The organism is Psychrobacter pasteurii (assembly GCF_900162815.1).
Classification (GTDB): Bacteria; Pseudomonadota; Gammaproteobacteria; order Pseudomonadales; family Moraxellaceae; genus Psychrobacter; species Psychrobacter pasteurii.
In genome coordinates, this window is the sequence record NZ_FUGD01000083.1 from 1 (window position 1) to 11730 (window position 11730).

At 43.6% G+C, this 11730-nt stretch carries 11 protein-coding genes and 1 pseudogene; 7 read left to right on the forward strand and 5 right to left on the reverse strand.

The window, feature by feature from the left end:
• Window positions 1-88 (forward strand): annotated as a pseudogene (locus A1232T_RS14390) (RNA-guided endonuclease TnpB family protein); the annotation flags it as partial.
• Window positions 89-162: 74 nt separating this feature from the next.
• Here the strand turns inward: A1232T_RS14390 and A1232T_RS06990 are convergent.
• The 4 genes from A1232T_RS06990 to ubiG form a co-directional block, all read right to left on the reverse strand.
• Window positions 163-429: a DksA/TraR family C4-type zinc finger protein gene (locus A1232T_RS06990; protein ID WP_077448746.1), complete on the reverse strand. Its 267-nt coding sequence runs from the start codon at window positions 427-429 to the stop codon at window positions 163-165.
• A 223-nt stretch (window positions 430-652) separates the two neighbouring features.
• Entirely contained in the window at window positions 653-1429 is a 777-nt protein-coding gene (locus tag A1232T_RS06995; RefSeq protein WP_077448747.1) for a YciK family oxidoreductase, read from the reverse strand.
• A gap of 69 nt (window positions 1430-1498) precedes the next feature.
• Window positions 1499-2206 (reverse strand): HAD family hydrolase, encoded by a 708-nt coding sequence (locus tag A1232T_RS07000; protein ID WP_077448748.1) that lies wholly within the window; start codon window positions 2204-2206, stop codon window positions 1499-1501.
• Between the two features lie 86 nt (window positions 2207-2292).
• Complete coding sequence (gene ubiG / locus A1232T_RS07005) at window positions 2293-3003, reverse strand: bifunctional 2-polyprenyl-6-hydroxyphenol methylase/3-demethylubiquinol 3-O-methyltransferase UbiG (RefSeq protein WP_244152411.1); 711 nt, start codon at window positions 3001-3003, stop codon at window positions 2293-2295.
• A 578-nt stretch (window positions 3004-3581) separates the two neighbouring features.
• Here ubiG and A1232T_RS07010 point away from each other — a divergent pair.
• The 5 genes from A1232T_RS07010 (at window position 3582) to A1232T_RS07030 (ending at window position 7365) form a co-directional block, all read left to right on the forward strand.
• Window positions 3582-4223, forward strand: a complete 642-nt coding sequence (locus tag A1232T_RS07010) for a thiol:disulfide interchange protein DsbA/DsbL (RefSeq protein ID WP_077448749.1) — start codon at window positions 3582-3584, stop codon at window positions 4221-4223.
• Between the two features lie 274 nt (window positions 4224-4497).
• On the forward strand, window positions 4498-4707 hold the full coding sequence (locus tag A1232T_RS07015) for a (2Fe-2S)-binding protein (RefSeq protein ID WP_077448750.1): 210 nt from the start codon (window positions 4498-4500) through the stop codon (window positions 4705-4707).
• Between the two features lie 260 nt (window positions 4708-4967).
• Entirely contained in the window at window positions 4968-5447 is a 480-nt protein-coding gene (bfr, locus tag A1232T_RS07020; RefSeq protein WP_077448751.1) for a bacterioferritin, read from the forward strand.
• Between the two features lie 68 nt (window positions 5448-5515).
• Window positions 5516-5986 carry a bacterioferritin gene (gene bfr, locus A1232T_RS07025; protein ID WP_077448752.1) on the forward strand — a complete coding sequence of 157 codons (471 nt, stop codon included), beginning with the start codon at window positions 5516-5518 and terminating at the stop codon, window positions 5984-5986.
• 230 nt (window positions 5987-6216) lie between these two features.
• Window positions 6217-7365, forward strand: a complete 1149-nt coding sequence (locus A1232T_RS07030) for an aminotransferase class V-fold PLP-dependent enzyme (RefSeq protein ID WP_077448753.1) — start codon at window positions 6217-6219, stop codon at window positions 7363-7365.
• A 109-nt stretch (window positions 7366-7474) separates the two neighbouring features.
• On the opposite strand, the gene A1232T_RS07035 is transcribed toward A1232T_RS07030, so the two are convergent.
• On the reverse strand, window positions 7475-9157 hold the full coding sequence (locus A1232T_RS07035) for an AMP-binding protein (RefSeq protein ID WP_077448754.1): 1683 nt from the start codon (window positions 9155-9157) through the stop codon (window positions 7475-7477).
• A 357-nt stretch (window positions 9158-9514) separates the two neighbouring features.
• Between A1232T_RS07035 and A1232T_RS07040 the strand changes: the two genes are divergently transcribed.
• The gene (locus A1232T_RS07040) at window positions 9515-11719 is read left to right on the forward strand and encodes an NADPH-dependent 2,4-dienoyl-CoA reductase (protein ID WP_077448755.1); all 2205 of its coding nucleotides are present in this window, start codon (window positions 9515-9517) and stop codon (window positions 11717-11719) included.
• The last annotated feature ends 11 nt before the right edge of the window (window positions 11720-11730 follow it).

An 11730-nucleotide genomic window follows, 5' to 3' on the forward strand; every position in this document is an offset into this window, starting at 1 on the left:
CACATGGCATGATAGAGATATCAATGCTGCTAAGAACATCCTTGCGGTCGGGCTTGACCGTCTAGCTGTAGGAATCCCCTCGGTTTAGCGAGGGGAGGAAGTCAAATCTTGCGACTTAGTTACTTAAGCCTTGTGAGCTGTTAGCAGGCTGAAGATAATTCGTTAACGTAACTGACTGTCTTTACTACCACGGCGGTTATAAAGCTCTTGTGTTTTTGCAGTGGTCTCTAGTTCAGACTGGCATTTAACACAGTACTCTACTCCAGGCAAAGCCTGACGCCGAGCTTCTGGGATACGCTCGCCACATTCGTCACAGAACTCTAAGCTCTCCCCTTGAGGTAGGGCTCTTCTGGCTCGTTCAAGAGCATCATTGACGGTGGCATCCATTTGTTCGTGTTCAGCGCCATCACGCGCCCATCCTCCGGCCATAATAAACTCCTTTTATTACTAAAATATGCCCAAATAAAATAGGGGCCTATCCTTATATAATGGGGGCTAAGAGTCGTTTCTCAAGATGATAGCTAGTAGCAGGCTTCAAGATTATAGATGAAAAAATAAGGCCGCCTACTAAGTAGACGGCCTTAAACTGATTCAGCTAATCACCTAATTACCTAATAACCAATAACTACCCAAGAGTTAACCAGGCTTTGAGCTATTTAGGTTGTAAGGCGACAACTTGACCTCTAACCCCAATACTGGCATCACTCATTAGGCACACATAGGCTGGCATGATTTCTTCTGGTGTTTTAAGGCTCATTGGGTTCTCGCCAGGATAAGCGTGAGCACGCATATTGGTACGGGTCGCCCCTGGGTTGATACAGTTAAAGCGTAGGCTGGTGGTGTTTTGAGTCTCTTGAGTAAAGATATCACTCATACCTTCAACGGCTTGTTTCGATAGGGCATAGGCTCCCCAAAAAGCACGGGGATGAGTGCCCACTGAACTGCTGGTAAACACAAAAGAGCCATTATCCACGGCTTTTACCAGTGGCATCAGAACCTGAGTTAGCATAAAGGTGGCCGTAGTGTTGATACGCATCACTTGTTCAAATGTCACGATATCATACATCTCTAAAGGCGTTAGCGCCCCTAAAACTCCGGCATTGTGTAGCACGCCATGAAGCTCACCGATCTCAGTTTGGATAAGGTTCGCCATCTGCTGCATATCGCTATAGCTGGCCGACTCAAGGTTCATGGGTATAATGGCCGGCTGTTTGCCGCCCGCTGCTTCGATTTCATCATAAACTGCTTCTAACTTACTTAAGGTCTTGCCTAGCAACAACACAGTAGCCCCGTATTTTGCGTAGGTTAGGGCAGCAACTCGGCCGATACCGTCTCCTGCACCAGTAACTAAGATAGTTTTACCCTCTAAGCAGTTTGGCTCAGGACTAAAGGTGCGAATTTGTTCATGTGTTAAAGGAGTTTGAGTCATAAGGTCACTATTTATTTACAGAGAATTTAGTATAAAAATCTTAAAACCACTGATCCAAAAAGAGTAAAACTACAGATAATCAAACTCTTTTGAGCGTAACAGTTTTACCAGCGCCTTGGGAGTTTCAGCGATATAGTCAGCGCCCCAAGCTTCTAAATCATCTTGATCTTCAGGGGGAATATAACCATAGCTGGCTAGGACATTGGTCATGCCAGCTGCGGCGCCAGCTTGAATATCACGAATATGGTCGCCTACGTATATGACGCTATTGGCAACCCCACGAGGCAGCTCAAGCTTTTCTAAAGCTAGGTACATCGGTTCAGGGTCAGGTTTGGTATTGCTTACATCGTCAGGGCAGACCAAGACGGAGCAGCGCTCAGCAAGGTTTAGGCACTCTAAAAGCTTGGTAGATAAGTAACGAGGCTTGTTAGTTACAATACCCCAAGGCGTTCCGTTTTTATCATAATAGTCTAATAGCGATTCAAGCTCTGGGAACACACGGCTATCGACGCAGATCTCTGCTTCATATTCGTCCAAAAACTGCTGACGGTATTGCTGTACTTGCTCTTCTGTCAGAGGTTGGCTGTTGTGCTTTAGCATCAGGCTAACCATAGCCCCTGCACCGGCTGAAACTTGCTCACGAATGGCTTCGCTAGAGGGCGCTTGCCAGCCATTGGCTTCAGACATACGTCTTATGATGCGGATAAAATCTGCCGCAGTGTCGATTAAAGTGCCGTCTAAATCAAATAAGACGGCTTTTACGTAATTGGTTGACATAGTTTTTTCTTTTTTAAAGGATGGGTTAATTAATTCAATTCTAAAAACTCAAAAACAAAAGCGTATTTAAACGTTATTGCTTAGGGTTATTCAGTAGGCTTAACCACAGCCATCATGTAATTCACATCAACGTTTTGTGCTAGCCAATAACGCTTAGTAATCGGGTTGTAATGCAAGCCGATTAGATCTTGGCGGTTAAAGCCGGCAGTGATGGCCATTTTATCAAGCTCAGCTGGGGTAATGAATTTGGCATAATCATGCGTACCGCGGTCTAGTAAACCCAGTACATATTCAGCGCCAATAATGGCAAACAAATAAGACTTAGGATTGCGGTTAATGGTCGATAGAACACAAACGCCGCCTGGCTTTAATAAATCAAAGCAGGCTTGTACAATTTGACTGGGGTCAGGAACGTGCTCAAGCATCTCCATACAAGTGACCACGTCATAGCTCTCAGGCTGTTCCGCAGCCAACTGCTCGATAGCGATATGCTTGTAGCGTAAACGGTCTGTTAATCCACCTTGTTCAGCATGGACCGTAGCGGCTTGTAAGTTCTCAATTCCTAAGTCAACACCGGTCGCATCAGAGCCTCTGCGAGCCATAGATTCCGTTAGGATTCCTCCGCCACAGCCCACGTCTAATACGGTCTTTCCAGTGAGCCCTGTGCCCATGTAACGAACCACGTTCTCTTCAATCCAGTTTAGGCGAAGTGGGTTAATCTCATGTAACGTGGCAAATGGGCCTTGTTTGTCCCACCACTGGTTAGCAAGTTGGGTGAATTTACCCACCTCACTCATGTCCACATTATTTCCCAGATCATTACTTTGCGGCTGGGTAGCCCCAGGAGTACCACTTTGTGTGTCAGCGTTTGAAACTGGAGTTTCAGAAGAGGTTGAGTCGGTTGGCGTATTGAACTGGGTCATGAGTTATCCTAAACCTTAAAGTTGTCTAATTATTAACCGAGTTTATCACTAAGCGGGTTAACTTTATTGTTTCGAGTCTATATTATTTATAGTCTATCTTACCACGCTTAATAAAATAGGGCATCTATCAAGGTGGGTCAGGGTGGGGATTGCTAAGCCCAATTTATCAAATTTAACGCTATTCAACAGGGTAAATAGTAAGCTAAATAACGCTTATTTAACCATCTATTAAGGTTTTAGTAAGGCTTACGGTTCACACAGTACTGATAAATGCGGTATCATAGCGATACCTGAATAAGTAGCGACGACTTGTTGACCTTTATAATAATTTTTTAGGTTAACTGTTATTTGATATTTATGGGTGGTTAACAAGCCCTAGGTATCTGAGTGGCGAACTTCAAATTCAATATTGATCCCAAATCTATCTATATACATATTCTTAAGGAATTACGATGAAGTTTTATTCTCAGCGAGGTTTTGCTTTAGCCTCTTTAGTTGCCGCTGTAGGCTTAGCCTCGATGCCAGCTTCCGCAGCAGATTATGTGGCAGGTAAAGACTATGTAGTATTGGATAATCCTGAAAGCATTAGCGGCGACAAAATTATTGTTCGCGAGTTCTTCTGGTACGGTTGTCCGCATTGCTATGCCTTAAATCCGCATATGCAAAAATGGGCCAAAACCAAGCCTAGCGATGTGATTTTCTTTGAGTCGCCTGCAGCCTTAAATCCAATGTGGGAAGTGAATGCTCGTGGCTTCTACGCTGCTCAATTAATGGGCTATCAAGCTCAGACGCACAACAAACTGTTTGATGCGATTCATAAAGACAACAAACGTCTGTTTGACCAAAACTCTTTAGCTAAATGGTATGCCAGCGAAGGTTTGGATCAAAAGAAATTCAATAGTCTATATAACTCATTTGCTGTTAGCACTAAAGTGGCTCGCTCAAAAGCAGGTGCCAAACGCTATCAATTGACGGGTGTTCCTGCCGTGGTTGTCCATGGTAAGTACGTGGTACAAGGTGAATCTGAGAAAGTGCCAAAGGTAGTAGACTATTTAGTGAAAAAAGTACGCACAGACTTAAAAGCAGGCAAATAGTTTTCGCTTAACTGCTTATTAATAAATGTGTACCCATGAAAGAAGGCCGAGCTTTTAGCTTGGTCTTTTTTTTTCAAAAAATTAGGTTTGTCTAAAACTAGGGGAATTAAGCTTTGTGTAAGTAGGTTTTCTAAACAGCAGTGTTTTGTAAATTGAGAAAGTTTGAGTCAAAAACATATTGTAAATAAGAATTATTATCGTTATCATATGGGTTAACTTACTAACCTTAAGCGCTCTGGAGTGCTCTGGCAAGCCAATAGATGAGGATAACAAGATGATCGTTTGCATATGTAATAATGTTAAAGACCGTCAAATTAAAGCCGCTCTTGCTTCAGGTGTCGACTCAATGCAAGCATTGAAAGAAACCTTAGAAGTCGCGACTTGCTGTGGCTGCTGTGAACCTATGGTCAATGATTTGTTAGAAGAGCATCATGCAAATGCAGTGGATAGTGAATTGGTGAGTCAACTGGCCTATGCTGTGTAAAGTGGACTAAGAAACTATTAATAAACAACTATAAAACAACTATAAATAATAATAAAAAATAGAATTAAAGTGAGCTACGAGATATTCGGGTTCACTTTTTTTAGGGCTGAGGATTTCTTAGTTACATTTGTCCCTACATTGTCAGTTCTAAAAAACACTGTTTAAACGTTTTAAGTTTGCTACTATGGGGTGAACTAATAAATCAACTAAAAATAATTTAAATAGATAAATACAAGCTAAATAAATAAAAGGGAAATACCATGAAAGGCAGTCAAAAAGTTATTGATTACTTAAACTTCTTACTCGGTGGTGAGCTGGCAGCTCGTGATCAGTATTTCATTCATTCAGAGATGTATGGCGAGTGGCACTACGGCAAGCTGTATGAGCGTATTCATCATGAAATGGAAGATGAGACTCAGCATGCTCAAGCCATTATCCGCCGTCTATTAATGATTGGTGGTAAGCCGGATATGACGGTTGATCCTATTAATGTGGGTAGCACGGTTCCTGAAATGCTGAAGCTAGATTTAGACCTTGAATACCAAGTACAGCAGCACCTAAAAGAGGGCATCGCGCTTTGTGAGCAAGAGCACGACTATGTCACCCGGGATATCTTGGTGGCTCAATTAGAAGATACCGAAGAAGATCATGCACATTGGTTAGAGCAGCAGCTTCGCTTGATTGATATGATGGGTCTACAAAACTACTTACAAAGCCAAATGGGTGAAATCTCAGAATAAGCTTTAAGCCATAGATAATAAAAATTTCAGCACCTAATAAGTGCTAAAGTAAAAAGTAGGAGAAAGTTATGCAGGGTGATAAAGAAGTCCTTCGCGCTTTAAATAAGGTGCTTGGCCAATCCCTAATCGCGATTAACCAGTATTTTTTGCATGCCCGTATCGCCAAAAACTGGGGTATTGAAGAGTTAAATGAAGCTTTCTATAAACAGTCTATCGCTGAGATGAAGTGGTCAGATGCTCTAATTGAACGTATTTTATTATTAGAAGGTCTGCCAAACTTACAAGATTATGGCAAGCTGTTCATTGGCGAAGATGTGGCCGAGATGATTGAGTGTAATGTGCGCTTAGAAGATCAAAAATTTGCCACTATTACCGAGTCGATTACGCTGTGTGAACAAAAACAAGATTATGTGTCACGTAAGCTTTTACTAGACTTAAAAGACGGTAACGAAGAGTACTCAGACTGGCTAGATACGCAGCAAGACTTAATTAAAGCGATGGGTATAGAAAACTATATCCAAGCCAAAATTGAAGACTAGAAGGCTAATAGCACGTCTTTTGATGGGTTAAAAGCAGTCCATTCTTTGCAAGGCTAGCTTGTACCAGCTTATGAAAGTAAGCTGGTCTTTTTTTATATAAATTCAGCTTAGTCATTAGTTAAGTTGTACTCATAAGCCAGTTACAGCTATACTAAAAACGCAAGATTTTATTTGTGGTATAACTCGTGTGACCCCCAATATATGATTTGAATAAAAAAATAGGAGTAGCTATGCCTGCATTACGTCCCGATGTTGATCCTGATGGTTTATTAGAGTATTCAGTGGTCTATACTGACCGTGCTTTAAACCACATGTCGAAAGTATTTCAACAGGTAATGAATGACTTATCCAGCAACCTAAAGCAAGTTTACGCAGCAGATGCTGTGGCCATTGTGCCAGGCTCAGGTACGTATGCTATGGAAGCCATCGCCCGCCAATTAGCCACTGATAAGAACTGCCTAGTTGTGCGTAATGGCTGGTTTAGTTATCGTTGGACTCAGATTTTAGAAAAAGGAAAGTTTGCCAAATCAGTAGCGGCCTTAAAGGCACATCAGGTAGAAGGTGAATCAGAAGAGGGTGCACCAAATCCTTTCGCACCAGTAGCCATTGAAGAAGCTGTGGCAGCGATTAAAGAGCAAAAGCCAGATTTGGTATTTGCCCCGCATGTTGAGACCGCTTCTGGCATGATACTACCTGATGAGTATATCAAGCAATTGGCAGAAGCTGTGCATAGCGTGGGTGGTCTGCTGGTTATCGACTGTATCGCTTCAGGTTGTATCTGGTTAGATATGAAAGAGCTGGGTATCGACGTTCTTGTTTCTGCTCCACAAAAAGGCTGGAGCAGCACACCTTGTGCCGGTCTTGTTATGCTAAGCGAAAAAGCTGTGGCTCAAGTAGAAGCCACAGAGTCAGACAGCTTTAGCTTAGACTTAAAACAGTGGTTAACGGTAATGCGTGCTTATGAAAATGGTGGTCACGCCTATCATGCCACTATGCCAACCGACAGCTTACGCATGTTCCGTGATGTGATGTTAGAGGCCAAAGGCATTGGCTTTGAAGAGTTAAAACAATTACAGTGGGAGCTTGGCAATCGCATTCGTGACCTATTAGATGACCGTGGTATCCAAAGCGTGGCTGCTGAAGGTTATCAAGCCCCTGGCGTTGTGGTGTGCTACACCGATGATGAAGAGATGCACAAAGGCCGCGCCTTTGCCGAACAAGGTATGCAAATCGCTTCAGGCGTACCACTGCAAGTAGGTGAGCCAGATGGCTTCCAGACTTTCCGTCTAGGCTTATTTGGCCTTGATAAGCTAACGGATGTAGATGGCGCAGTAGAGCGTTTTAAAGCGGTATTAGATAAAGTACAGCCTGCTAAATAAGCGCGACTGGCAAATCTTTAATCTAAACGCTTTTTAATAGAAAAATAAAAATGCCCATTGAGTAATCAATGGGCATTTTTATTGATTGAATTGAACTAAGCTGTCAAACTTAGTGCATGACTTTCGGCTCTTCGTTGGCCATAGATTGGGCGGCATTACGCAGCTCAAACTTCTGGATTTTACCGGTACTGGTCTTTGGAATCTCACAAAAGATAACGTGCTTAGGCACCTTAAACTTGGCCAAGTGCTGACGGCAGTGTTCAACGACTTGATCACGGGTTAGTGTGGCGCCTTGGGCAATCTCAATGAAAGCTACTGGGACTTCACCCCATTTGTCATTGGAGGCGGCCACTACGCCGCAGCTGCTCACTTCAGGCATCTTGTATAAAGCATTTTCAATCTCAATACTTGAGATGTTCTCACCGCCTGAAATAATGATGTCCTTTAAGCGGTCCATAATCTTGATATAACCATCGGCGTGTTTGACCCCTAAGTCCCCAGTACGGAACCAGCCGCCTTCAAAAGCTTCTTCGGTAGCTTTTGGGTTCTTTAGATAGCCTTTCATGACCATATTGCCTTTTAAAGCCAGCTCTCCCATTTCTAGTCCGTCTGCAGCAACTGGTTCGTTGGTGCCTTGTCTTAGTACTTCAAAGCCTGTCATTAGATGAGAGGCTGTGCCTTGGCGAGACTTCTTGGAAGCACGCTCAGAGACAGACAAATCTTGCCACTCATCATGCTCAGCACAGATAGTGACGGGGCCATAAACTTCAGTTAAACCATAAACGTGAGTAATATTGAAGTTCATGGCTTCCATTTTCTCAAGCATCGCTTCTGATGGGGGAGCACCAGCCACAAAGCCGTTTACACTATGAGTGATGTTTTGCTTTAAGGACTCATCACCTGCGGCAATCATGTTATGCACAATAGGCGCCGCACAATAATGGGTGATGTTGTATTTGGCAATCAGCTGAAGAATCAGGTTGGCATCAATTTGACGTAAACAGACGTTGATACCTGCGCGCTCAGCTACGGTCCAAGGGAAACACCAACCGTTGCAATGGAAGAGAGGCAGAGTCCATAGGTAGGTATTGAACTTTGGCATGTCCCAATCAAGAATATTAGATAAGGCATTCAGCGTCGCGCCTCGATGATGGTAGACCACGCCCTTGGGCTTACCAGTTGTGCCTGAGGTATAGTTTAAGGCAATTGCATCCCACTCATCTTCTGGATAAATAGTAAGATCAAAATCTTGTGCTGCCTGCTCACTTTCAAATTCACCAAACTCAATGAGCTGCTCGTAGCTCATTTTGCCAAAAGGCTTCACTTCAGAAAAAGCTCTGTCCGTGGCATGAATTAAGATTAAGTTAGGGAAAGCTTCTTCAATTAAATCAACGTGATTGGCATATTCACTGTCTATAATCAGTACTTTGGCTTCTGAGTGTTGAAGACAAAAAGATAGGGCGTTGATGTCTAGGCGGGTATTTAACGTACACAATACGCCTTGCGACATAGGTACCCCGAAGGCAGCCTCAACCATAGCTGGGGTGTTAGGCGCCATGATGGCCACAGTATCATCTTTACTAATACCCAGTTTTCTTAAACCATTGGCAAGATTGCGGCAGCGGCTATAGGTTTGTGCCCAAGTGTAGGTAATCGGTGCGTGCACCAGGTCGTCATAAATGATAGAAGTTCTATTGGGATATACGGAGGCTGTGCGGGCGATAAATTGTAGAGGAGTTAGCGCTTGGTGATTGGCCGCATTTTTGCCTAAGCCAGTACTAAAATCGGTCATGACAGATAGTCCTTTATCAGAAATTACAGCATTCGTATCTCAGCGAGAATGCCCAGACGGTCATTGCATACCCTTTGCATGACCTAGCTTAATCAGCTTATGATACGATGGTGATGGGATAAGTTTAGTCAGTGAGTATATGTTAACTAAATTTATCTAGTCAACACATAAGTATTAATTGTAAGTCAATAAAACGATGTTAACTCATTGTGGTTAAATGATATTATCAGTTTGACTTAGTCTAAGACACATCTAGCAAATGCTTAGTAAGGTCTACTCTCCTTAGTCACATATTTCTGTTAAACGTTACTACTCATTGGGTTTAGTAATTACTCTGTATTTAATAAGGATATTTTTATGGCAACCGCTGCTACCTCTAACGATTTAAACAACTCAAATGGCAATGTCACAGGGGAAAGCTCTGGCTCTAATAATATTGCCACCACAAATGTTCCTTATCCGCATATCTTTGAGTCATTAGACTTGGGTCATACCAAGTTGAAAAACCGTATTGTTATGGGGTCGATGCACACCGGCCTAGAAGATCGCTTCTATAATTACGGTAAGCTGGCAGCTTATTTTGCTGAGCGCGCTAAAGGTGGCGTGGCCATGATGATCACAGGCGGCATCTCACCTAACCGTGAAGGCTGGTTGTTGCCTGCTGGCGGCACGATGAATACCAGAGCAGACGTGATTAACCATCAGCGTCTAACCCGTGCTGTGCATCGTCATGATAGTAAAATTATTATGCAAATTTTGCACAGTGGCCGCTATGGTTATCATCCTTTTGTGGTTTCTGCCAGTCCGTTTAAGTCGCCTATTTCTCCATTTAAGCCTCGCCAGCTGAGCGTGAGAAATATTAAAAGCACCATTGAAGATTATGCGCGCTCAGCTTCTTTAGCCAAGCAAGCAGGATACGATGGTGTTGAGATTATGGGCTCAGAAGGCTATTTGCTAAACCAATTCTTATCGCGTCATGTAAACCAGCGTAAAGATGAGTATGGCGGTGATATTAATGGCCGTATGAAGTTCCCTCTTGAGGTGGTCGAAGCAGTACGCAAAGCGGTTGGTGAAGACTTCATTATTATCTTCCGTCTATCTATGATTGATTTGGTGCAAGATGGTAATGTCATGGATGAGGTTATTACCGTTGCTAAAGCATTGGAAGAAGCGGGTGTTACCATCATCAACACGGGTATCGGCTGGCACGAAGCACGTGTACCGACCATTGTGACCAGTGTGCCACGTGCCGCTTTCATCGACTACACTGCAGAAGTGAAGCAGCATGTGTCTATCCCAGTAATGGCTGCCAACCGTATCAACATGCCTGAGACAGCTGAGAGCATCTTGGCTGCAGGACACGCAGACCTAATTCAAATGGCCCGTCCATTCTTAGCCGATCCAGACTGGGTCAATAAAGCGAAGAATGGTGAAAATGATCGCATCAATACTTGTATTGCTTGTAACCAAGCCTGCTTAGATCATACCTTTGAAAACAAACGCTCAACCTGTTTGGTTAACCCACGTGCTTGTTATGAGACAGAGCTTAACTATGAGCCTACCAAGAATCCGAAAAAAGTAGCGGTGATTGGTGGGGGCGTGGCCGGTATGTCAGCGGCTACTATTGCAGCCCAGCGAGGTCATGATGTCACGCTTTATGAAGCCAAAGACATTTTGGGCGGTCAGTTTAACTACGCCAAAGTGATTCCAGGCAAAGAAGAGTTCTTTGAAACCACACGCTACTTCCTCAATGAGTTAAATCATCAAGGTGTAACCATCAAGCTAAATACTAAAGTTACCAAAGAGATGCTAGATGAAGCCAACTATGATGATGTGGTCATTGCCACAGGGGTTGTGCCACGTAGCTTAGAGGGTAAGCTTGAGGGAGCTGATAATCCAAAAGTGATTAGCTATGCAGAGCTATTATCGGGTGAAAAAGCTGTGGGTGAGACGGTTGCCGTTATTGGTGCTGGCGGGATTGGCTTCGATGTCAGTGAGTACTTAACTGCACGTCACGGTCAGCCATTACACGAGCTAGGCCCTGAAACTCTAAAAGACCCAAGCTATCGTCCTGAGCCACAGTCAGTAGAGGATTGGAAGCAAGAGTGGGGGGTGGATGGTGATGTCGACTATCAAACAGATGGCGGCTTAACCAAGCCTGAAAAAATTGTACCTGCCCGTCAAGTATACTTATTACAACGCCGTGAAGGTCGTCTGGGTAAAGGCTTAAACAAGACCACAGGCTGGGTACACCGTGCTCATATTAAATCACATGGTGTGATGCAAATGCCTGGTGTGACTTATGACAAAGTAACCAACGAAGGGTTATGGGTTACCACCCCTCAAGGACACAGTCAGTTACTGCGTGTAGATACAATCGTGGTATGTGCCGGACAAGAGTCGGTAAATGACTTGATGCCCGCTGTAACCGATGTGAAAAAAGGTAAGGCTGCTAAAAAAGGGGAGACTCAGTATCACATTATCGGTGGGGCTAAATTGGCGGCAGAATTGGATGCCAAACGTGCGATTCGTGATGGCGCTGAGTTAGCTGCTAAGCTATAACACCAGTAATT

Excerpts from the sequence above, each read along its gene's own strand:
- A1232T_RS06990 (WP_077448746.1), bottom strand. The coding sequence starts at position 429 with ATGGCCGGAGGATGGGCGCGTGATGGCGCTGAACACGAACAAATGGAT.
- A1232T_RS07040 (WP_077448755.1), top strand. The coding sequence starts at position 9,515 with ATGGCAACCGCTGCTACCTCTAACGATTTAAACAACTCAAATGGCAAT.
- A1232T_RS06995 (WP_077448747.1), bottom strand. The coding sequence starts at position 1,429 with ATGACTCAAACTCCTTTAACACATGAACAAATTCGCACCTTTAGTCCT.
- A1232T_RS07010 (WP_077448749.1), top strand. The coding sequence starts at position 3,582 with ATGAAGTTTTATTCTCAGCGAGGTTTTGCTTTAGCCTCTTTAGTTGCC.
- A1232T_RS07015 (WP_077448750.1), top strand. The coding sequence starts at position 4,498 with ATGATCGTTTGCATATGTAATAATGTTAAAGACCGTCAAATTAAAGCC.
- ubiG (WP_244152411.1), bottom strand. The coding sequence starts at position 3,003 with ATGAGTGAGGTGGGTAAATTCACCCAACTTGCTAACCAGTGGTGGGAC.
- A1232T_RS07030 (WP_077448753.1), top strand. The coding sequence starts at position 6,217 with ATGCCTGCATTACGTCCCGATGTTGATCCTGATGGTTTATTAGAGTAT.
- bfr (WP_077448752.1), top strand. The coding sequence starts at position 5,516 with ATGCAGGGTGATAAAGAAGTCCTTCGCGCTTTAAATAAGGTGCTTGGC.
- A1232T_RS07000 (WP_077448748.1), bottom strand. The coding sequence starts at position 2,206 with ATGTCAACCAATTACGTAAAAGCCGTCTTATTTGATTTAGACGGCACT.
- A1232T_RS07035 (WP_077448754.1), bottom strand. The coding sequence starts at position 9,157 with ATGACCGATTTTAGTACTGGCTTAGGCAAAAATGCGGCCAATCACCAA.
- bfr (WP_077448751.1), top strand. The coding sequence starts at position 4,968 with ATGAAAGGCAGTCAAAAAGTTATTGATTACTTAAACTTCTTACTCGGT.